At 62.5% G+C, this 22325-nt stretch carries 18 protein-coding genes; 13 read left to right on the forward strand and 5 right to left on the reverse strand.

Annotation, left to right across the window (positions count from 1 at the left end; all coding sequences use genetic code 11):
• The first annotated feature begins 6 nt into the window (after positions 1-6).
• The 3 genes from LDZ27_RS22710 (at position 7) to LDZ27_RS22720 (ending at position 4074) form a co-directional block, all read left to right on the forward strand.
• A complete protein-coding gene (locus LDZ27_RS22710) occupies positions 7-813 on the forward strand; it encodes an enoyl-CoA hydratase/isomerase family protein (protein WP_244817376.1) in 807 nt (268 codons plus the stop codon).
• 35 nt (positions 814-848) lie between these two features.
• A complete protein-coding gene (locus LDZ27_RS22715; protein ID WP_244817377.1) occupies positions 849-2597 on the forward strand; it encodes a GMC family oxidoreductase in 1749 nt (582 codons plus the stop codon).
• Positions 2598-2691: 94 nt separating this feature from the next.
• Positions 2692-4074, forward strand: a complete 1383-nt coding sequence (locus LDZ27_RS22720) for an MFS transporter (RefSeq protein WP_244817378.1) — start codon at positions 2692-2694, stop codon at positions 4072-4074.
• A gap of 15 nt (positions 4075-4089) precedes the next feature.
• Here LDZ27_RS22720 and LDZ27_RS22725 read toward each other — a convergent pair whose 3' ends face one another.
• On the reverse strand, positions 4090-5001 hold the full coding sequence (locus LDZ27_RS22725; protein ID WP_244817379.1) for a LysR family transcriptional regulator: 912 nt from the start codon (positions 4999-5001) through the stop codon (positions 4090-4092).
• Between the two features lie 151 nt (positions 5002-5152).
• Between LDZ27_RS22725 and LDZ27_RS22730 the strand changes: the two genes are divergently transcribed.
• The gene (locus LDZ27_RS22730) at positions 5153-6319 is read left to right on the forward strand and encodes a diguanylate cyclase (RefSeq protein ID WP_244818015.1); all 1167 of its coding nucleotides are present in this window, start codon (positions 5153-5155) and stop codon (positions 6317-6319) included.
• Between the two features lie 13 nt (positions 6320-6332).
• On the opposite strand, the gene LDZ27_RS22735 is transcribed toward LDZ27_RS22730, so the two are convergent.
• A complete protein-coding gene (locus LDZ27_RS22735) occupies positions 6333-7829 on the reverse strand; it encodes an MmgE/PrpD family protein (RefSeq protein ID WP_244817380.1) in 1497 nt (498 codons plus the stop codon).
• 204 nt (positions 7830-8033) lie between these two features.
• On the opposite strand from LDZ27_RS22735, the gene LDZ27_RS22740 reads away from it, so the two are divergent.
• On the forward strand, positions 8034-8789 hold the full coding sequence (locus LDZ27_RS22740) for a hypothetical protein (RefSeq protein WP_244817381.1): 756 nt from the start codon (positions 8034-8036) through the stop codon (positions 8787-8789).
• 301 nt (positions 8790-9090) lie between these two features.
• On the forward strand, positions 9091-10320 hold the full coding sequence (locus tag LDZ27_RS22745; protein WP_244817382.1) for a glycosyl hydrolase: 1230 nt from the start codon (positions 9091-9093) through the stop codon (positions 10318-10320).
• Positions 10321-10366: 46 nt separating this feature from the next.
• Here LDZ27_RS22745 and LDZ27_RS22750 read toward each other — a convergent pair whose 3' ends face one another.
• The gene (locus LDZ27_RS22750; protein ID WP_244817383.1) at positions 10367-11941 is read right to left on the reverse strand and encodes a methyl-accepting chemotaxis protein; all 1575 of its coding nucleotides are present in this window, start codon (positions 11939-11941) and stop codon (positions 10367-10369) included.
• Between the two features lie 437 nt (positions 11942-12378).
• Between LDZ27_RS22750 and LDZ27_RS22755 the strand changes: the two genes are divergently transcribed.
• From LDZ27_RS22755 to LDZ27_RS22770, 4 genes are all read left to right on the forward strand, one after another.
• Positions 12379-12651 (forward strand): hypothetical protein, encoded by a 273-nt coding sequence (locus LDZ27_RS22755; protein WP_244817384.1) that lies wholly within the window; start codon positions 12379-12381, stop codon positions 12649-12651.
• Between the two features lie 765 nt (positions 12652-13416).
• A complete protein-coding gene (locus LDZ27_RS22760; RefSeq protein ID WP_244818016.1) occupies positions 13417-14631 on the forward strand; it encodes a glycosyltransferase in 1215 nt (404 codons plus the stop codon).
• A gap of 129 nt (positions 14632-14760) precedes the next feature.
• Entirely contained in the window at positions 14761-16188 is a 1428-nt protein-coding gene (locus LDZ27_RS22765) for a cytochrome P450 (RefSeq protein ID WP_244817385.1), read from the forward strand.
• Positions 16189-16263: 75 nt separating this feature from the next.
• Entirely contained in the window at positions 16264-17124 is an 861-nt protein-coding gene (locus LDZ27_RS22770; RefSeq protein WP_244817386.1) for a class I SAM-dependent methyltransferase, read from the forward strand.
• Between the two features lie 111 nt (positions 17125-17235).
• Here the strand turns inward: LDZ27_RS22770 and LDZ27_RS22775 are convergent, their stop codons facing one another.
• The gene (locus LDZ27_RS22775) at positions 17236-18090 is read right to left on the reverse strand and encodes an oxidoreductase (RefSeq protein WP_244817387.1); all 855 of its coding nucleotides are present in this window, start codon (positions 18088-18090) and stop codon (positions 17236-17238) included.
• A 353-nt stretch (positions 18091-18443) separates the two neighbouring features.
• On the opposite strand from LDZ27_RS22775, the gene LDZ27_RS22780 reads away from it, so the two are divergent.
• The 3 genes from LDZ27_RS22780 to LDZ27_RS22790 all read left to right on the forward strand — a co-directional run bounded on the left by LDZ27_RS22780 (position 18444) and on the right by LDZ27_RS22790 (position 21774).
• On the forward strand, positions 18444-19043 hold the full coding sequence (locus tag LDZ27_RS22780) for an H-NS family nucleoid-associated regulatory protein (protein ID WP_244817388.1): 600 nt from the start codon (positions 18444-18446) through the stop codon (positions 19041-19043).
• 436 nt (positions 19044-19479) lie between these two features.
• Positions 19480-20133 carry an MEDS domain-containing protein gene (locus tag LDZ27_RS22785; RefSeq protein ID WP_244817389.1) on the forward strand — a complete coding sequence of 218 codons (654 nt, stop codon included), beginning with the start codon at positions 19480-19482 and terminating at the stop codon, positions 20131-20133.
• A 309-nt stretch (positions 20134-20442) separates the two neighbouring features.
• The gene (locus LDZ27_RS22790; RefSeq protein ID WP_244817390.1) at positions 20443-21774 is read left to right on the forward strand and encodes a hybrid sensor histidine kinase/response regulator; all 1332 of its coding nucleotides are present in this window, start codon (positions 20443-20445) and stop codon (positions 21772-21774) included.
• Positions 21775-21820: 46 nt separating this feature from the next.
• Here LDZ27_RS22790 and LDZ27_RS22795 read toward each other — a convergent pair whose 3' ends face one another.
• Complete coding sequence (locus LDZ27_RS22795) at positions 21821-22249, reverse strand: PRC-barrel domain-containing protein (RefSeq protein ID WP_244817391.1); 429 nt, start codon at positions 22247-22249, stop codon at positions 21821-21823.
• Positions 22250-22325 lie beyond the last annotated feature (76 nt).

The raw sequence follows: 22325 nt of genomic DNA on the forward strand, positions 1-22325 counted from the left end.
TTCCACATGAGCGATTTGAACCATCGCGGCCAGACGCTGCTGCAAGACCTCGACGGCTTTTCGGTCGAAATCGACGCCGCCCGGGAGCGCGCCGACATCATCCTGCATCGTCCGCCGCTCAACGTCATTTCGATGCACGCGCGCGACCAGCTTCGCACGGTGTTCGAAGCACTGGACGACGACGAGCGCGTGCGCGTGATCGTCGTGCGCGCGAAGGGCGAGCACTTTTCGAGCGGCGGCGACATCAAGGGCTTTCTCGAAGCGTCGCCGGAGCATGTGTCGAAGCTCGCATGGAACATCGCCGCGCCCGCGCGCTGCTCGAAGCCGGTTATCGCGGCCAATCGCGGCTTCTGCTTCGGCGTGGGTTTCGAGTTGTCGCTCGCATGCGATTTCCGCATCGTCACCGAAACGACGTTCTACGCGCTGCCGGAGCAGAAGCTCGGCCAGATTCCCGGCTCGGGCGGCTCGGCGCGCCTTCAGGCGATGGTCGGCATCGGCCGCACGAAGGACATCGTGATGCGCTCGCGCCGCATTCCCGGCAAGCAGGCTTACGAATGGGGCATCGCGGTGGACTGCGTGCCGGACACCGAACTGGAAGCCGCCACCGATGCGCTCGTCGACGAACTGCGCGCGTTCTCGCCGCTCGCGCAGCGCACCGCGAAGAAGCTCCTGAACGATTCGGAGGACGCGCCGCTTTCCATCGCGATCGAACTGGAAGGCCATTGCTATAGCCGCCTGCGCTCGTCCGACGATTTCCGCGAGGGCGTCGAAGCGTTTCACGGCAAGAGGAAGCCGGCGTTCCGCGGAAGCTGATCGGCGGCGCCGCATACAAGAACAGGAGACACGCGATGGAACGCTTCGATTACGTGATCGTGGGCGGCGGTTCGGCGGGATGCGTGCTCGCGCACCGGCTGTCGGCGGTGCCGTCGCTGCGCGTCGCGCTGATCGAAGCCGGCGCCGACACGCCGCCCGGCGCGGTGCCCGCGGCCATTCTCGACAGCTATCCGATGCCGGTGTTCTGCGGCGACACCTACATCTGGCCCGAACTGAAGGCGAAAGCCACGAAGGACGCCGCGCCGCGCGTGTACGAGCAGGGCCGCGTGATGGGCGGCGGCTCCAGCATCAACGTGCAGTCGGCCAATCGCGGCCTGCCGCGCGACTACGACGAATGGGCCGCGACGGGCGCGCACGGCTGGGCGTGGCGCGACGTGCTGCCGTACTTCCGCAAGCTGGAGCGCGACGTGAACTTTCCGGGCGGCGAGTTGCACGGCAGCGACGGCCCTGTGCCGATCCGCCGCATCATGCCGAAGGACTGGCCCGCGTTCTGCCATGCGTTCGCGAAGGGCTTGCGCGCGAACGGCGTCGCCGAGTTGCAGGACCAGAACGGCGAGTTCGGCGACGGCTTCTTTCCCGGCGCGTTCTCGAATATCGACGACAAGCGCGTGTCCACGGCCATCGCCTATCTGGACGAAGCCACGCGCAAGCGTCCGACTCTCGCGGTGTTTTCGAATCTGCGCGTCGAGCGCATCGTGATGGAAGGCGCGGCGGCGCGTGGCGTGATCGCGGTGGCGGCGAGCGGCGAGCGCGTGCGCTTCGATGCCGGCGAGGTCGTGCTGAGCGCGGGCGCGTTGCAATCGCCGGCGCTGCTCTTGCGCGCGGGCATCGGCGATGCGCGCGAACTCGCGGCGCTCGGCATCGCGTGCGCGGTCGATTTACCGGGCGTCGGGCGCAATCTCCAGGATCATCCGTCGCTCACGTTCTGCCATTTTCTCGAACCGCGTTTCCGGATGCCGCTCGCGCGGCGCCGCGCCAGCATGATGGCCGCGCGCCTCAGTTCCGGCGTCGCGGGCTGCGACGAGTCCGATTTGTACTTGTCGAGCGCGACGCGCGCGGCGTGGCACGAACTCGGCAACCGGCTCGGCCTGTTCTTTCTGTGGTGCAACCGGCCGTATTCGCGGGGCCGCGTGCAGCTCGCATCGTCCGATGCGGCCGCCGCGCCGCGCGTCGATCTCAACCTGCTCGACGACGAGCGCGACGTGCAGCGCCTTGCCGCCGGCGTGCGGATGCTTGCGCGCGTGGTTCAGGCGTCGGGTCTCGGACACGATGCTGACGATGGGCGCGACTTCTTTCCCGCCGCGTTCTCGCCGCGCGTCAAGGCGATGAGCCAGGTCGGCGAAGGCAACGCGCTGCTCACGAAGGCGCTCGGCGCGCTGCTCGATACGCCCGCGCCGATGCGCCGCTTCCTGATCGACCGCTTCTTCACGCGCGGGCTGAATATGGCCGCGCTCCTCGCCGACGAGCGCGCACTCGCCGATTTCATCCGCGCGAACGTGTTCGGCGTGTGGCACGCGAGCGGAACATGCCGAATGGGCGGCGCGCACGACCGCGACGCCGTCACGGATACCGAAGGCCGCGTGCATGGCGCGCGGGGCTTGCGCGTGGTCGATGCATCGCTGATGCCGAGACTGCCATCGGCCAATACGAACATACCGACCATCATGATCGCCGAGAAGATCGCCGACGCGATGATCGCGCAACGACGCGCGAGCGAAGCTACCAACGTGTTGGGAACGCCCCCGCTCGCCGCCGCGCACTGATTTTTTCAACCTCAACAAGAGCACGCATATAACAAAACGTGCCGCGACACGGGGGCGATCGAAAGACGGCCCGGTGACAAACTAGGAGATGCAAATGTCCGTAGCTGCACAAGACGGGGCCGCCGCGCTTCCGGTGAACCAGCGGCAGATCATGGGAGCGGTGCTCGCCTCCTGCATGGGCTGGGCGCTCGATCTGTTCGATCTGTTCGTGTTGTTGTACGTGGCGCCGGTGGTCGGGCGTCTCTTCTTCCCGTCCGAACACGCGATGCTCTCGCTCGCCGCGGTCTATGCGTCCTTCGCGGTGACGCTGCTCATGCGTCCGCTCGGCTCCGCGCTCTTCGGCTCCTACGCGGACCGCCACGGCCGCAAGGGCGCGATGATCATCGCGGTGGTCGGCGTCGGTGTCTCGACGGCGGCCTTCGGCGTGTTGCCGACCGTCGCGCAGGCGGGGCTCGTCGCGCCGATTCTCTTTCTGCTGCTGCGGCTCGTGCAGGGCGTGTTCGTCGGCGGCGTGGTGGCATCGACGCATACGATCGGCACGGAATCGGTCGCGCCGAAGTATCGCGGCGCGGTGTCGGGGCTGATCGGCGGCGGCGGCGCGGGGCTGGGCGCGCTGCTCGCATCGCTCACGTATCTCGCGATGTCGTCGATCTTTCCCGGCGATCTCTTCGACACGTGGGGCTGGCGCTGCATGTTCTTCACCGGCATCCTGAGTTCGGTGCTCGGCCTCTTCGTGTTCAACAGTCTCGAGGAATCGCCGCTCTGGAAAAAGCTCGCCGCGGAGAAGGCCGCGAAAGCCAAGGCCGCCGCCGCGCAGGTTCAGACCGCGCCGGCCGAAGTGGTGCGCTCGCCGGTGCGCACGCTCTTTTCGCGCGACTATCGCGGCGTGCTGTTCGTGAACCTGCTGCTGACCATCGGGGGCGGCAGCGGCTACTACCTCACGTCCGGCTATCTGCCGACGTTCCTCAAGGTCGTGAGCCATGCGCCCAACGGCGCCGCCGCCGCGATCCTGATGATCTCGAGCGTGGCGGTGCTCGCCGCGTCGGTTGCGGCGGGGCACTTGAGCACGTTCATCGGGCGCAAGAGCGCGTTCGTGTGGATCGGCCTGATCCGGCTCGTCGCGCTGCCGGGGCTTTTCCTGCTGCTGCCGACCGCGCACAGCATCACGATGATCGGCGTCTACGCGGTGCTGCTCTCCGCGCTCGGAAGCGCGGGCTATGCGCCGATCCTCATCTTCCTGAACGAACGCTTCCCGACCGCGATCCGCGCAACCGGCACCGGCCTTTCATGGAACATCGGCTTTGCCATCGGCGGGATGATGCCGACCTTCGTCTCGCTCATCGCGAAGGATGCGAGCCAGTTGCCCTCGACGCTCGCGATCTTCGTCGGCGCGATCAGCGTGATCTTTCTGGTCGGCGCGTTTATCGTGCCCGAGACGCTCGGCAAGCTGGAAAACGGCGCGCGGCGCGCCGGCTGAACATCAGGCTGAACATCAGGCTTCCGGCGCGCGCTTGGTCACGCGCCGGATTTCCTCGGTGATGATGCCGATGAGCGCCTGCGCGGCGGGACCGATCGGCCGCTTCGGATGCGTGACCTGGATGATGTGACGCACGATCGGCGGCGAGACGATGGTGCGGGCGCGCAGACGGCCATCGTCCACTTCCGCCTGCACGACGACGCGCGGGAGAATCGTCGCCGTGGCGCTCTGCTCGACGAACTGCACGATGGTGCTGAGCAGATCGATCTCGAACTTCGGCTTGATGACGATGTCGGCGGCCATGAGCGCGGCGTCGAGCGCGCCGCGCAAACCGTTGCGGCGCGTCGGCAAGACGAGTTCGAGGTCCGTCCGCCCGACGAGATCGATTTCGTCCGGTAGCGCCGGGCCGTGCGTCGCGCTGGTCACGAGCACCATTTCCTCGACGAGCAGCGGCTCCACGTCGAGCGTGAGCCGTCCGCGCGGCTTGTTGATGATCGCGGCGTCGAGCCGGCCGGATTCGACGGCGTCGATGAGCTGCGCGCTGAAACCGTCGGCCACCGACACTTCCACTTGCGGAAAGAGCGCATCGAAGCGCGCGAGCGATTCGGGCAGCACGCTTTGCGCCTCCGACGACACCATGCCGAGCGACACGCGCCCGGTCACGATCACATCGCGCCGGGACAGATGCTCGCGCGCGTTGTCGATGTCGCGCATGATCGGCGTGTAGAGCCGGTACATGAGGCGCGCCGCTTCCGTCGGCGCCATGCCGTGCGGCCCGCGCTCGAAAAGCGTCTGACGCACTTCGCTCTCCAGCTTCGCGACCTGCATGCTGAGCGCGGGCTGCGCGATGTTGAGGCGCTTCGCGGCGCGCGTGACCGTGCCTTCCTCGAAGAGCGCGATGAAATACTGGATCTGCTTGAGTTCCATGTGACAGGCGTGAACCGGACGGGACCGACGAGGATAGTACCGCGCGCCGCCCCTCAAGAGATCGGCGCCGTGGTCGTTAACTCCCGTATGGAGTCGCCGATTCCAGCCGGGCGCCGGCGAGGCCGCGAGCCCGCGGCGACCAAGCGAGAGCATTCATGTGGACCTCATTACCTTTTACTTCCTTGCGATAGGCACGTTGCTCGCCAGTTGCGGCCTGACGTACTGGGAGCATCGGACGCAGCAAAGGCGCAGCCGCGAACTCAAGATACTGGCGGCGGGTTATCTGACGCTCGCCGTCGGCTGCACGGCGGCGTCCTTTCGGCACGATTTGCCCGGCGCGCTCGGCTCGGCGCTGAGCAATGTCGTCATCGAGGCGGGGTATCTGCTCGTCCTGCACGGCGTCGCGGCGCTGAGCGGGCGGCATTATCGCGGGTTCTCCATCGGGCTGGGCGGCGTGCTGGCGCTCGTCTGGATCGTCGGCGGCGCGCGCTGGCAGGACGCAATTTGGAATTTCGCGAGCGCGCTTCCGATTGCCATCGCCTCGGGCATGACCGCGCGCGAACTCGCCAAAAGCGACGGCAACCACTGGGGGCAGGCGCGGCGCATCGCCGTGATCGTCTCGGGCGTTCACGGCGTTTTTTATGCGGCGCGGGCGTGCGTGCTGCCGTGGGTCGCGGCGTCGTTCGGGCCGCATCTGCTGCCGGTCGTCGGCAAGATCACGATGTACGAAGGCGTGCTTTATTCGGTCATTTTGCCGATGACGCTGCTGCGGCTCGTGCGCGACGAAGCGCATGCCGAACTGCTGCGGGAATCGACGACGGATTACCTGACGGGACTCGGCAACCGCCGATGGTTCTTCGAGGAAGGCGCGCGCGCGATTCGCGAGGGCGCGGCATGCGTCCTTGCGATCGATCTCGACCAGTTCAAGACGATCAACGACCGGCACGGCCATCACGCGGGCGACGAGGTGTTGAAGTCGTTCGCGCGGGTCGCGCGCAGCGTGCTCGGGCGCGACGCCGTGCTTGCGCGGATCGGCGGCGAAGAGTTCGCTGCGGTGCTTTTGCACCGCGACGGTCAGCGTGCGCGCGCGCTCGGCGACGCCATCGTCGGGCGGTTCGCGCACGCGGTGTCGTTCGATGCGGACGCCGCGCAGATCCGCGCGACGGTGAGCATCGGCCTCGCGCTCTCGGACGCCGATGGCGCAGCGCTTCCCGAGTTGCTCGCCTCGGCCGACCGCGCGTTGTATGCGGCCAAGTCTGCGGGAGGCAACCGGCTGGTGGTCGCGGGCGAGGCCGTTGCGAGCGTCACGTTCGCGTGAACGCAAGCGTGCGCTAGCGTGGGATGGCGGCCAGTGCGATGTCGCCCGCGTTATCCAGTTGCTCCACATGCCAGCACTTGTCCATCAACGCACGCGTCTGACCGGGCGGCAAGATGCCGTCGGCGAGATCGGAGAATTTCTTTTCCAGTTGCGCATCGGTCATCGGCACTTCCACGCTGCCTATCGCGTGCTGAATAAATTTGTGCAGCTTGCGGCCGTCCTTTAGCGTGATAGTCATGTCGACCTGTTCCGGCTTGATGGCGGGATCGACAATGGCGTTCACCTTGTCGCGCAACGCAACGGTATTCGGGTCGCGCACTTTGGCGTCGCTGAACTGCTTCTCGCCTGCGGCGCCGTCGATGATCGCAATGGCTACCGCATGATAAATGCTGAACTTTCCTTCCAGCCCGATCTGCGGCGTCTTCTTCCCGGTCAGTTCGATGACTAACGGATGCACGCGAAGGTCGATCCGCTCGATCTGATCGGCCTTGAGATTATTTTCATTGCGAAGCTGGATCGCGGCATCGATGGCCGGATGAATGACGATGCCGCACGCGAACGGCTTGTACGTATTGAGCGTCGATTCGTAATGCGTGCCGAGACCTTCGGTGATCTCGCGATAATCCTGCTTGGTGCTGATCGTGTTGGCCCAGCCGCGCTTCGCCTCGATCATGCCGTCCGAACTCGTGTAATCCTTGCTCGCCAGAAGCGCCGCAAAGATGCCGTTCGCGGCGGCGCGTCCCGGATTGAAGCTCTTGTTCATCGAGCCGAATGATTCGCGCAGGCCGACCGGCTGCGACGCGGCGAGTCCGAGCGCCCAGACCATCTGCTGAACGCTGAGTCCCATGAGCTTGCCCGTCGCCGCCGCCGATCCGAACACGCCGCACGTACCCGTAATGTGCCAGCCGACATCGTAATGATTGGGATAGACCGCGTTTCCAATGCGCAACTCCGTCTCGACGCCAAGCACGAGCGCATTGAGAAAGTCCTTGCCCGACATCGGCCGATATTGCGAGAACGCGAGAATCGCGGAGACCACGGGACCTGCCGGATGAATGATCGTTTTCAGATGCGTGTCGTCGTAATCGAAGATATGGCTGCTGACGCCATTGACGAATGCCGCGTTCATGATGTCGAAGCGCTCCGTGCGGCCAAGCAGATTCGCTTGCGGCGGCCCTGAAAACGGCGTCAATGCGGCGACCGCGCGATCCACCGTCTCGTCGTGCGAGCCTCCCACCGCAACGCCGACCCAGTTCATGAGCGTGCGAATGCCTTCCTTGCGAACCGGCGCGGGCAAGTCTTCATAACGCGTCTTGCCGATGAATTCGGCAAGGATGCGCGTCACTTTCGGCGGACGCGCTTTCGGTGCGTCTGCGCTTGCATTCGCGGACGCGGGCACCGCTTTGGCCGCTCCCGATGACTGAGCGAATGCGCTGGACGAAGCGGTCGCGGACGCGAGCGCACCCGCAGCGCTTGCTTTCAGAAATTGGCGACGATGGGTGACGGACATTCTTTTGTCTCCTCGATGTATGGTGGCTTGGCACCGGTTTGGAATGTTTGGGAGCGGCTGACTACTTTTCAGCCGCTTGGCTAAGCGGGCCTTAAGCAAACTGGCGATAGCCTTTTGCCTTTGGCTTCGAGCATCGCCGGATATTCTCGTCTCCGGGAAGGCGCGGCCCATTCACCCTTCGTAGCAGATTTCACTCCAAGAGCGATGCAGAAACTAAGCGCAACCGTAACCAAGGTCCCCGAGATCACGCTTGCATTCTGGATCATCAAGATTGCGGCGACGACGCTCGGCGAAACGGGCGGCGATGCCGTGTCGATGTCGATGAATCTCGGCTATCTGTTCAGCACGATCATTTTCGCGGCGATATTTTTGGTGGCGGTCGCGGCGCAGATACGCGCGGAGCGCTTCAATCCCGTGCTTTACTGGGTCACCATCATCGCGACCACCACGGTCGGCACGACACTCGCCGATTTCACCGACCGGTCACTCGGCGTAGGGTATGCCGGCGGCAGTGCGATTCTGTTGTTCCTGCTGCTTGCATCGCTGATCACCTGGTATCTCACTACGGGATCGGTGTCGGTCCGAACGGTTTCATCGACGAGAGCAGAGATGTTTTACTGGCTCACGATCATGTTCTCGCAGACGCTGGGCACAGCGCTCGGAGACTGGACCGCCGATACCGCCGGCCTCGGCTATTCGGGTGCAGCGCTCATCTTCGGCGGCGTGCTGCTGGCGCTCGCCATCGCGCACTTTTACACGCGCATTCCCAAGACGGTGCTCTTCTGGGCCGCGTTCATCGTGACGCGCCCGCTCGGGGCGGTAGTGGGCGACTTCCTCGACAAGCCTGTGGTCGATGGCGGTCTTGCCATGAGCCGCTATGGGGCTTCGACTGCACTCGTGCTGTTCATCATCGTATGCATGTCGGTATTTCGACAACGCCCCGCTGCGGCCAATCACTGAACGCCGCAATCGCCTGAGTGAAGTCGCGCAGCGGCCCCGCTGCGCGCGCTCGCGCGAACGAGAAAGCTCCCACCGCTTCAACGCCTCCCTAAAGTTTCGTCTCCCTAGGCCGTAATAGAGTACGAGCGTGATCTTCTCGACGACTTCAGCGTTTCATGACAGGTATTTCGAATACCTAACGAAGTCACGCGCCTTGGCGTCGTGCGGATACCACTGCGTCCGTCTCCCGGACATCGAGCCTCGCGCACATCGGAATCGTCGATAGCCCTCGCCATCGGCACTCTCAACCGGCATGACGAACATGACCCACTTCCTCGTCGGTGCGCTTGGCGCGCCCGCTCGATTTTTGACGGCACGAAAGTCCGCGATAGGCGCCGCCGTGCTGGCGGCAAGCGCGTTGCTTGCGGCATGCGGCGGGGGCGGAGGCGGCGGCGCGGACGCGGCATCCGGTGCGATGAAAAGCGCGGCCGCTCCGGCATCGGCAAGCGCGGCGACAACGGCGCAGCCGACGCAGCCGACGCAGGACGCGAGCGATGCATCGCCGCCGGCTAACACGACGACGGCAAGCTCGGACGGAGCATCGAAGCCTGTCGGCACCGGCTTGCCGGCGTCTTCCCTCTTCTATGGCGTCAACGGTCACAACAACGAAGGCGGCGCCTACGATATCTCGAGCACCGCACTGCAACTGGCGCAATTGCAGGACCTCGGCATGAAGCTCTATCGCAACGAGGTGTACAGCCAGGCATCGGCGACGAAGCTCGCTCGCATTGCAGCAACGATGGCGCTCGGCGGCGTGACGGTCTATCCGGTACTGCTCGTCGACGCGAGCAGCTTCGCGAACGAAACCGATGCGTACAACGCGGCGTATGCGCTCGGGCAACAGACCGCGACTTCCTATCCGTATCCGTATTACGAGGTGTCGAACGAACTCGCTTCCGGCGCGCTGACGGGCAACGTCGACGGCGTCTATCCTCAACAGTTCGTCAATGCCAAGTTCCAGCTCGCGCGCGGCGCGATCCGCGGGCTGATCGATGGCATCAAGTCGGTCGATACGAACGGCAAGATCGTCATGGGCGGCGATACGCGGCTGCATTACGGCTTCGATCAGATGTTGTTCGACGGCACGCAGCCGGACGGCACGAGCGGCCACCCGAGGCTCACGTGGGACATCACCGCATGGCACTGGTACTCGGAGCAGGGCGATATCACGCACGCGTGCGGCGGCACCGGTTGCCACGATGTTCTCGGCGCGCTGCAAGCCTTCGGCAAACCCATCTGGCTGACTGAATTCGGCGTGCGTCCGTGGCTTGGCAACGACCAGCAGATTGCCGCTTACATGGTCGGCGACAGCATGATGGCGCAGTTCGTGTCGGTTGCATCGAGGTACAACCTGCAATCGATTCAGGCCTACGAGCTGTATGACGACCCTATCGGCGGCGAAGGCAATTACGGGCTTTTGATGAACGACGGCGTCACGCAAAAGCCCGCATATGGCGCGGTGAAGAGCTTCATCGCGGCGCATCCGATGTAACGGGCGCCGCTGTCGTGCGACGGGCGGCGGCGCCTCGCTGCATCGGTCACACGGCCGTTAGCCGGAAGAACGAAACCGCCTGCGTCAACTGACGTCCCTGTTCATCGAGCGATTGCGAAGCTGCCGCCGCTTCCTCGACGAGCGCCGCGTTCTGCTGCGTGACCTGATCCATCTGCGCGATCGCCTGGCTCAACTGTTCTATGCCGCGGCTCTGCTCGCCCGAGGCCGTTGCGATCTCACTCATGATGCCGCTCACCTTCGACACCGCGCCGAGCACATCGGCCATCGTCGAGCCGGCTTCCTGCGCGAGCGACGAACCTTCGGCCACGCGTTCGACCGATGCGCCGATTAGCTCCTTGATTTCTTTCGCCGCCGTCGACGAGCGTTGTGCGAGGCTGCGCACTTCCGATGCGACCACCGCAAAGCCGCGTCCTTCCTCGCCCGCGCGCGCCGCTTCGACGGCGGCGTTCAGCGCGAGTATGTTCGTCTGAAACGCGATGCCTTCGATGATGCCGGTGATGTCCGCGATCTTGGCGGAGCGCGCGCTGATCTCGGACATCGTTTCGACCATGCGCACCACCGCTGCATTGCCTTGCCGCGCGACAGCGGACGCATCGGCCGAGAGCGCATTGGCCTGCTGCGCGTGCTCCGCGTTCTGACGCACCGTGCTCGTCAGTTCCTCGACGCTCGACGCCGTTTCTTCGAGCGATGCCGCCTGCTGTTCCGTGCGCGTCGACAAGTCGACGTTGCCGGTCGCGATCTGGCTCGATCCCGTCGCGATGCCGTCCGCGCACGCGCGCACGTTGGCGATGAGTTCGACGAGGTTCGTCTGCATCGTATTCATCGATGCGAGCACGCTGCCGCTGCGCGCATTGCGCACGCGCGCGACGGACGCGAGATCGCCGCTTGCCACGCGCTCGGCCACGTCGCTCAGTTCGCCCGGCTCCGCGCCTAGCGCATGCAAGAGGCTGCGCGTAATGACGATGCCCGCTGCCGCCGCCGCGATGATCGCCGCCGCGCACAGTGCGATCAGCCACGCGCGCCGCGCCGCATAACGCTCGGCCGATTCGGAGACGAGTTGCAAGCCGTTTGCGTCGGTCATGTCGGCGAAGTCTTGCGTCGCCTTGACGAGCGCGGCGAGCAGGGGCCGGCATTCGTCGTTCATCTTCACGATGGCCGCTTCGTGCTGACCCTTGAGCGCGAGATCGACGATGCCGAGCGCGACCGGGCCGTACAGCGCCTCCACGCGATCGATTTCCGCTACCTTCGCGCGCGCCTCGGCGGTGACGTCCGGCGCGGCCGCAGTCATCTCGTTGAGTCTCGCGAGGTCGCGTTTCACGTCTTCGTGTGCCTGAACGACGGCTGCATTTTCCAGGTCGAGGTCCGACTGCTTCGTGACGAGCACGAGATTGCGCGCGGCAATCGCACGCCGATCGACCGCCGTGCGAACCCGTTGGGCAAGCGTCGCCCGCGCGTTGATCTGCGAGACGAAGGTGACGAAGCGCGCGTTGGCGTCAGCGAGCGATTCGATGGATAGCGCGGCTACCAGCAGCACCGCGCCGGTGAGCAATCCGAAGCCGATGGCGAGCTTCGTCCTGACAGACATCCGTTTGCTTTTCATTGTTCTTCTTCCTTGTCGTTCGGAGTTGGGTTGTCGACGCCGGCACGCACCCGATAGACGCCGATGGCACGTCTACGGCACGTAGTCGGATGGCTGAAGATGAACGAAACATCGACGTGAAAAGCAAACGTTTTAGTCGTGAATTTAATTTGAGTTTGGCGCTTGTATCGGAAAGAAAGGGCGTTCGGACCAGGTGTAACGGAAGAAATAAGAAAGTAATTCGTGATCCTAATGGCGCGTGGAATGCCCTTGCAATCGGGCCGCATCGGCACGCGATGCGGCCGCCCGAGCGCGCGCCGCCATCGCGGGCAGCGCTCGTTCTTCTGCGCTCCAGGGCCGATTCTTCCTTTCTCCAGATGCCATCACGAATCAATTCTCTGCGCTCCCAGTGCGTTCTCTTCGACGTGGACGGGACGCTGCTGGACTCCCGCGCGCGGATGCATCTCGCTCAAGGCGAATGCGCCACGCGTTATCGGCTCGGCCCGTCGCACGTCATACGCGAAGCGCAGGGACACCGCACCATCGACACCTTGCGTCAGCTTGCGCCCGCAGGCGCGGACGCCGAAGCGGATGCGCAGTTGGTCATGCGTCGCGAACACGAGGACGCCGAGGGCATCGTGGAAGCGCCTGACGCCGCGCGCCTGTTGCGCGATCTGCCGGGCGATCGCTGGGCGGTCGTAACGTCCGAGCCGCGCCGCGCAACCTGCTAGTGACGCTCGGCGCGCGCGGGAGACACCTTTACGGACGCATTCGCGGGGGCGCGCGTTGCCGGCGCGGAACACGCCACGGCTGTTTCGTCCGCGCAGTCGGCTGCCGCCATGTGCGTAACGCGTGCGGGCGCTGCACCCTCCATTTCGTTTCTTCACGAGCCTGACATGGCGCTGCCTTCGAATAGCTCGGTATCGACGCGCTAACATCCGAAGAAATGTTGAAGAGACCTAAATTTGAATAAACCGCGAAGCGGCTCGTTTACTCAGTGTCTCATTCGTTCTATCAAAGACGATCTGCCGTTCTAAAGCCGAACTTGGCTTGCGAACAACCTACATCGATCCCTAAAGCCGATTGTTTCTTGCGGATTTGCATCGACGAATGGCACTCCTCTCGACTGCGGATGCGTCACACTGCATCATAATGGCAGCACTCGTCGGGAAAGCCATAGCATCATGACAACGCACGGTTTGCAATAAGCAACGCATCCGTTCCGTCTGATTAATGCGGGTCGAAACTGCCGAATCAGGGCGTTTCCTCAAAGTGGTGCACGCGCGTAAAGACGATCGTGCGTGCGGTTTCGGCAGCTGGAATAACGAAAGGCAAAGGAAGACTAAGGAACGAACGAATAGATTCGACGTTGGCGCGCTTTTGAGAACCAAGACGGAAATCACTGCACCGACCACATTACTGAAAGGTAGCCGATGCGAATCGCATTCATTGTCGACAAATTGCCCGTAGCCTCGGAGACATTCGTCTTGCGTCAGATGCAAGGGTTCTCCGAGCGTGGGCATCAAGTCTTTGCTCTTGCAGCCAACTACGACTATTCCGCGGCTGATCCTTTGCGAGGGCGCGTCGAGTTGCGGATCTTCCGGCAAGACGTCGGACTTGTGCGGACCCTAATGAGGCTCGTGAGACTCGGCGCCCTTGCCGCAGTGGACGATCAGGGGCGCAAGCGCCTGTTCGTTGCGCTGCGTGCGGCAGTGCGCGGCTGTCGCTCCGCACTGCTAGACATCGCGTCGGGTTCCGAAACGTCGGGTGTCGATTTCGACGTCGTCATCGCTCATTTCGGGCCGATCGGCGTGCGCGCGATGTATCTGCAGGAAGCGGGCCTGCTGACCGGACCGATAGCCACCGTATTTCATGGCGCGGACATGAGCGAACAGGCGATCGTCGATCATTGGTTGCCGCATTATCGACGGCTTTTTCAGGTGAGCCCGCTTCTGCTGCCGATCAGCGATCTCTGGAGAGAGCGGCTGATTCAATGGGGAGCGCCTGCTTCGCGAACGAAGGTTCACCATATCGGAGTCGATCTCGACCAGTTGACGGCCAAGTCGTGCAATCTCCCGGTGCACCGGCCGCTCAAGGTGCTCAGCGTCGCGCGATTCACCGAGAAGAAGGGACTCGCCTATGCCATCGCTGCCGTGCGCGACTGCGAGCACCCTATCGAATTCAATATCATCGGCTACGGACCGCTCGAAAGCGACTTGCGGCAAATCGCTTCTTCGAGCACCAACAAGATCAACTTTCTCGGCAAGCGCACGCACGAGCAAGTTTTCGACGAACTTCAGAATGCGGACGTTTTCTTGCTGCCCTCGGTCGTTGCGACGAATGGCGACATGGAAGGCATTCCGGTGTCGATCATGGAGGCGATGGCGCTCGGCGTCGTCGTCGTCGCGACGCGGCATAGCGGCATTCCGGAACTCGTGACGGACGGCGTGACGGGCATTCTGGTCGAAGAACGGTCGTCGGGCGACATTGTCGAGGCGCTTTGCGCGATCGTCGAAAACAGGGCGGATATCGAAGCGATGCGAGTCAATGCGCGCCGCAAGGTCGAGGCCGATTTCAACAGCCAGAAGCTCGACGAAGACCTGGAACAACTTCTTGTCGGAATGCTTGGCTGCGGCGCTTCGCCTGGCGCGGAAAGCCGCGACTTCTATAGCCAGAAAGCTGCGGCTAGCTCGGATCGTCCGCTCACTTAGCCGAGTTTTTCAGCTTTTGTTTCATCAGCCTCAAGCGTTTCCGCGCTCCACGCCTCAAAGCTATGCTCTATCCTGTGATTGACATTCGCTGCGCGCGAGTGTCATTCGCGTTCGATAGCGGAGGGAGCGATGGCCTACGTTCGAACTGCCACGAGCGAAACGCCGCGCACGGTTGCCGATCTTCCGTGCCCGCCCGCGCTGCCGCTCTGCGGCAATCTGCTGCGGCTACAACCAGCGAGCCTCCATCTGACACTCGAGGCGTGGGCGAGACGCTTCGGCTCGCCTTATCGGGTGCAGTTAGGCCCGATTCCCATCACGGTGTGGACGCAGGCAGACTTGATGCAGACCGTGATGCGCGAGCGCCCGCACGCGTATCGGCGCATCGCGCCAATGGAAGCCGTCTTGAAGGAGCTTGGCGGTAACGGCGTTTTCTCGGCGGAGGGCGCGGCATGGGAGCCGCAGCGTCGGCTTGTCATGCATGCGTTGTCCTCGTCGAACATCAGGTCGTTCTTTCCGACGCTCGCGGCTATCACCGAGCGCTTTCTGGTGCGACTCAGCGAGGCGGCGAAGCGTCACAAGACGCTTGAAATGACCGACGAACTGAAACGGTACACGGTCGATGTGACGAGCACGCTCGCGTTCGGTGAAGACCCGCATACGCTTGATCGCGAGCGGGGCATCATTCAGGAACAGCTTGCGCTCATTCCTCCCGCACTCATGAGGCGAGTCTCTGCCTTGATTCCGTACTGGCGCTATGTCAGTCTTCCTCGCGACAGACGGCTCATGCGCGCAATGAAAGAAGTGCATCGCTATATCGACAGCATGATCGAGCGCGCGCGCAACCGAATGTCCGAATGCCCGGACTCGGCTCCCGGCAATTTGCTGGAGGCGATGCTGTTCGCGCGCAATGCGCCGGACTCCAAGATCACCGATGAGCAGGTCGCGGCGAACGTCCTGACGCTGCTGGTCGCGGGCGAGGATACGACGGCGAACGCTATCGCGTGGGCGCTCATGTATATCGCAGCCGACGCGGGTTTGCAGTCTCGTTTGTTCGAGGAGTCTCTAAAGACGCTTGGCGATCGAAGCGTATGCCCGGACTTCGATGCGCTAAAGAAACTCGAATTGTGCGAAGCGGTATGCAGTGAGGCGCTTCGCTTGCGCCCAGTCGCCGCGATACAGACGTTCGAGCCGCTAACGGAAGTGAGCGTCGGCGGCGTGGTTCTGCCGCCAGGCACACGCATGTTCTACTTGACGCGTCCTGGCATGCTGGATCCGAATAATTTCGTTCGCCCTGAAGCGTTCATTCCCGACAGATGGCTGCATGCGCGGCAAGCAGACAACGGCCCGCATGAGCAGAAAGCGTATCTTTCGTTTGGCGCGGGGCCGCGAGTCTGTCCGGGGCGTTATCTCGCCGCGGTGGAAATGCGCCTGGTCATATCGATGATGACAAGGCGGTTCAAGTTAAGGCTTGCAGTCGATTCCGAGTCGATAAAAGAAGTGTCGGCCTTTACGATGGTGCCTAGCCGCATGCCCATCACACTCGAGGCGCGCGCGTGATGTCCGTGATCTGCGCCAAGCAGATCGCGCAGGAAACCAGTATCGTGTCGTCTACCTCGACTCCTGCATCGGCTCATGAACGCTTACCGCTTTGACCCAGCACGCGCAATCGCAATTGCCGCTACTGTGCTGACGCTTGCAATAACGGGCTGCGCATCGCCGTCGCATGAACGCGATTTGCAAAGCAATAGCGCTGCGTCACTGGATGCCGCCATCAACGGGCCGCAGCGCGCAAGTCGGGCGCGTGCGCGCGATGTCTATCGGCATCCAAGAGAAACCTTGCAGTTCTTCGAATTGAATCCGGCACAGGCAGTGCTGAAAATCGCACCGGGAGGCGGTTGGTACGCGGACATCCTTGCGCCTTATCTGCGCGATTCAGGGCAGTTGTACGAGGCGCAATACATCAGCACGTCACCCGATCTAGCCAGAGAGGACAACGCGACCGACTCGGAGTATCGGCAAAAGCTCGCTAACGCTCCGGCCGTTTATGGCAAGGTCGTGGTCGGCACATTGCATCGGGGCGAATTTCAGGGCTTCGACGCGAACGGGAAATTCGATCGCGTATTGACGTTCAGAAACATTCATAACTGGGTCAAGGACGGGCAACTGGATGCGAACATGCACGCCTTCTTCGGTGCGCTGAAGCACGGCGGCGAACTCGGGGTCGAAGAGCATCGGGCACGGCCGGGAACGAGCTTGCAGCGAATGATCGATTCGGGCTATGTCACGGAAGCGTTCGTCATCGAGCACGCACGAGCGGCCGGATTCGTGTTGAGCGCGAGCAGTGAGATCAATGCCAATTCGAAAGACACGAAGGATTATCCGAACGGCGTATGGTCGCTGCCGCCGACATACAAAGGCGGGGACATCGACCGGGCACGCTTCGCCGCAATCGGAGAATCGGATCGCATGACGCTCAGGTTCGTCAAGCCTTAGACACTGAGTGCAGGCTTTTCGACGGCGTATGCCGTCTCTTTGTCGAACCGCGCCGGTTAGCACGGCGCGATTCTAGGCGCGTGCTAACCGAATAATCGTGACGGCGCGGAATCACGCCTCGTTTTCAGGGAAATCCGCTCCCACTGTCGTCTTCTCCCATGCGTCGAAATCACCTTTGAGGGAATCGAGTTTCTTGCGCGCAAGCTCCAGCGCGGCTTTGCCTAGCAGCAGACGCAACGGCGGGGTTTCGGCAGTCGCTGCTTCGATGATGGCGTGCGCGGCCCGCACTGGGTCGCCGATCTGATTGCCGCTGCGCGCAGCGGTTTGCTTGCGCCGCTCGCCGGCCGTTGCCGCATAGTCGGCGATCTCGGTCGCCGATTGTTTGATCGATGGCCCCGCCCAGTTGGTTCGAAACGGCCCCGGCTCGACGAGCAGTACGTCGATGCCGAGCGGCTTGACCTCGGCGGCGAGCGATTCCGATATGCCTTCCACCGCGTATTTCGTGCCGTGATAGTAGCCGGTAGCGGCAAAGCTGGTCAGCCCGCCAATCGACGAGACATTAATGACGATGCCGCTTTTCTGCGCACGCATGATCGGCAGAACGGCCTTGGTCATATCGACGAGGCCGAATACGTTCGTCTCGAACATGTCGCGCACGGCATCGTCCTCGCCTTCCTCGATTGCGGCGAGGTAGCCGTAGCCCGCGTTATTGACGAGCGCGTCGATGCGGCCGAAACGCTGCGTCGTGCGTTCCACGGCTTCCGCAATCTGAGCGGGATTCTGTACATCGAGCGGCAATACGATTGCGCGCTCTTCATGTCCCTTAATGATGTCCTCCACCTTCGACGCATCGCGGGCTGTCACGACCGCGCGCCAGCCGCGCTCGAGTACCGCTTTTGCCAACTCACGGCCGAAGCCGGTCGAACAGCCGGTGATCAGCCAGACGGAATTGTCCCGGTTCATCATGTTAAGACTCCTTTAACGTTGAAAATTTCTGTCAAATCTGCCGGCAGTCGACGGCATAGGACAAAGGACGGAATAGCGCGTCATGACGGTTGCTCGGCGGCAATGTAATTTCTTAACGGCTAGAGAAAAACTCAGTCCGTTTGGCCGATTGCGCACAACAGCGTGACGTGAAAGCATTGTCCGGCATACTCTGTCGCAGAGATCGTGCCGGGGCATCTGTCGAATATCGCGGCAAGCGGGCGTATTTGCATCGTCAAATGGGCGCTAATTCACTTTGCACGACGCGAGAGATTCGCGCAGCTTGCTAAGCCTGTGGCATAGTCCCGACATCTTCATTAAACGGGAGACCCGTAATGGCAACAATCGATACTCTGAACGCAAAGATCGCGAAGCTGCAAGCCCAAGCCGAAGCGCTGAAGAAGAAACAATCTGTCGCTGTTATCGCGCAGATACATCAGTTAATGGATGACCACGGCTTGAGCATCGGCGACCTGGCGGGTGGCAATGAAACCGGAAGACGAAAAAGCAAAGCGGACTTTTCGGCTGGTTCCGGCAAAGCGCACAAATCGGCGGCGAAGTATCGCGATCCGAAAACCGGAGCCGAATGGAGCGGTCATGGCCGCGCGCCTGGCTGGATTGCGAGCGCCAAGAATCGCGATCGCTTTCTCATCGACAAGAATGCGAAGAGCGCTGCGGTTACCAGGAAGACAGGTAAAGCTGTCGGCAATTACGTGAGAGGCCCGCAGCCGGCCAAATATCGTGATCCCGACTCTGGCGCGACATGGAGCGGCCGGGGCAAGGCACCGGGGTGGCTCGCGAGTGCGAAAGATAGAACGGCATTTCTGATCGACGGCTTCGACGCGTCGTCCGAAGGAAAGCAGCCCGGCGCCAAGCAGGCGAAGGCGAAGAAGACGGTGGCCAGGAAACGTTCGACGAGCGAAGCGAGCGCGTAAGAATCGCGACAAGGAAGCGCGCTCGCGGACGAAGCATCGTGCTAGATCTCGAGCCTTCCTTTGCACAGGTGCAGTCCGCAGGCGGGACGCTGTAATGACGCATTCACGGCGGCCCGCTGCAGTCAGAAAATGGCACTGAGTCGGCAATAATGCGAGCGAGCTCGCGTCTGCGGACTTCCATCAGAGAGATCAGTGCGGAAAGCGGTGTCGCGCGGTTCAAGGGTATTTGCGTGGGAGCTCGACTCGAGCATCGCCCCGACGCTTGGAACCGACTTATTCGTCTGCCAAGACAATCCATTCCTTAAGAAAGCAATGCGTGGAAGGATTCAATGCTCATGCACGCCTTCACGCACGCGTATTTTCTGCGTTTTTAGCGCTGCACTACCACCCTAGCGTATGATGGCCGCCATTGAATATCCCCCAAGGAGACCATCGCATGGACCAGCCGACCCTGGCAGGCACGCCGCTAGACGCGTTTCACGTTTGCGCGTTCTTCAATAGCCGCGAGGAAGAGTACGAGACGTTGAGTCCCTTTTTCAAAGAGGCGATCGACAACGGCGAGAAGAACATGCATATAGTGAACCCGGCACTGGTGGATGACCATCGCGCCCGCCTGGTCGCCTCGGGAATCGACGCCCCGCAGTGCGAGATATGCGGGCAACTGGAAGTCGTCACCTGGCGCGAAGCCTATCTCGACGATAAAGGCGAATTCGACAAGGACCGCATGTTGGCCGTCGTCGACCGGCTGACCGGCACAGGCCGGGATGCGGGCTTCTCGCGCATCCGCATCATGGGCAACATGGATTGGGTTTTCGATGATTCCGATGCCGTTCCAAGACTCATTGAATACGAAGCCGAAGTGAACGAGGTGCTCGAGCGCAATCGGCAGCCAGCCATATGCGTGTACGACATGGCGAAGCTCTCCGGCGCCATGCTGATGGACTTGTTGCGAACGCACCCGCTTACGCTCGTCAACGGTGTCGTGCAGGAAAATCCCTTCTTCACGGCACCGTCGGAAATGGTGCGCGAACTCAAGCGCCGCCAGTCACCCGATGCGCCTCTCAACCCGCATTCCGAAAGCAACGCATAAAGAAACATCAGCCAAGGCATGGACACTGAGTCACGCCCAAAGCGGCCGTCGCGGGAAGTCGCGGAGCAAAGCCTGAGAGACCTCATGGGCCTGCTCGCCTTGCCGGCACTATGGGCGGGGCGCGACGGCCGAACCATCATCGAGCTCATGCTGCAAGCCGTCGAACGCGTGGTGCGCCTCGACATTTGCTATGCGCATGTGCCTGTGCTTGCGGATACGCTTCCCGTCGACAGCTTGCGGCTGCGCGAAGTCGAAGCGTCCCCGAATCTGCGTCGCGAATGGGAACCGGCGATTGCATCGTGGCGGACGATGGCAATTGGCATGCGCCCGGTCGTTCACAAGACGCCGAAGGGACCGCACAGAATGGTTCGGCTTAGCCTTGGTTATAGCGCGGGCCAGGGCAGCGTCTGGTTCGGTGCGGCGGATGCGGAGTTTCCATCGGTGACCGATCTGGCGTTTCTTCGGGCGGCGACCTCGCTTGCGGCCACGGGTTTGCAGGCAGCGAGGGCCATGCACGAGCGAGAGGAGGCGAGCCGCGCCAAGGACGAATTTCTCGCCATGCTTGGACATGAGCTTCGTAATCCGCTTGCGCCCATTACCACGGCGCTTGGGCTGATTCGCAAGCATCGCGGAGGGGCGTCGGACCCGTACCACGACATCATCGAGCGGCAAGTCACACACCTTTCGCGCCTCGTAGAAGATCTTCTCGATGTGAGCCGGATTACACGCGGTTCTATCGAACTCGCCGTGGAGCCGCTGCGTATCGGGTCTGTTCTCGCGCGCGCAATGGAAGCCGCCAGTCCATTGGTCGAGCAACGCAAGCAGAGCCTCTCGATGAACGTCGCGGACGACGGAGCCCTTATTTCAGGGGATTTGACGCGTCTCACGCAAGTGTTCGGGAACCTGCTCAATAACGCCGCCAAGTACACCGACGTCGGCGGACGCATTCATGTCGAAGCGGCGGCAAGCGGCACGCACATATCGGTCGGGGTATCGGATAACGGCGCGGGCATCAGCGCCGAATTATTGCCGCGCCTCTTCAAGATTTTTGAGCAGGGACGCACCACCATAGATCGCGCCGGGGGTGGGCTCGGGATCGGTCTTGCGCTCGTCAAGAATCTCGTGGAATTGCACGGCGGCAAGGTCTCGGCGACTAGCGGCGGTTCGGGCAAAGGTTCGACCTTTACGGTCACGCTTCCGATCGCGCCTCAGACGAGTGCGATGCCCACGCTGCCGCCGCCGGCTCCCTTACTTCCGGAAGGGCATGGCGTGCGGGTTCTGCTCGTCGACGACAACGAGGACGGCCTGCTTTCTATGGAGGCTTTTCTGCTGGAAGTCGGATTCGACGTTGCGGCGGCGAGCAATGCAGCGGCGGCGCTCAAGGTGGCTGCGGAGTTCTCGCCCGCATTCGCGGTGCTCGACATCGGCTTGCCGGACATGGACGGTTATCAGTTGGCCGAGGCACTGCGTCGGCAGCAGTCTGAAAATCCAGTGCGCCTTTTTGCGCTGACCGGTTACGGGCAGGCGGATGACCGCAGGCGGTCATCGGATGCAGGCTTCGAGCGTCACTTCGTCAAGCCCGTTCCGTTAATGGAACTGGTTGATGCCTTAAGCGATTTCAGCGGCCCGTCGCGCTCCTGATTGCGAAAGAAACGGCGCTCCGCATGAAATGGAGCGCCTCGCAGTCTTATTCGGCCTTGAGCTTTCGCGGCTTGGGCGGGGCCTGTACCTTGTTGTATTGGAATTCAGGCGTGTCTTTCAACGCTTGCTTCGTGGCCCCGGCCAGATAGAAATTGCCGTTGCGGATATCGAGCGACGCGATCGGTACGGCGACATCATGCGTCGCGACGCCCAGGAAACCACCGGTCGAAATGATGGCGGCGGAAACCGTGGTATCGGGAGAAATCACCAGATCTTTGATGGAGCCGATCTTCTCGTTGCGATCGTTATAGACCGCCTTTCCAATGATGCTTTTCTTCGCGCTCCAGCCTTCGAGCAATGCCTGCGATTGCTGAACGGTGACGCTCAGCGGCTGCGTGCCCGCGACCTGCGCGTGCGCGCCAACGCTCGCGAGTCCCAGAGCGGTTGCAAGAGTCAGGCAATTCCACAGTTTCATGTCGATCCTTTATCGTGGGAGATGCGAGACGTCCGCAAGTTTCGCGCCCGCCAGCGTTGTGGAATGCACTCGGCAA

It is taken from the genome of Caballeronia sp. Lep1P3 (assembly GCF_022879595.1).
In the GTDB taxonomy this organism is placed as follows: Bacteria; Pseudomonadota; Gammaproteobacteria; order Burkholderiales; family Burkholderiaceae; genus Caballeronia.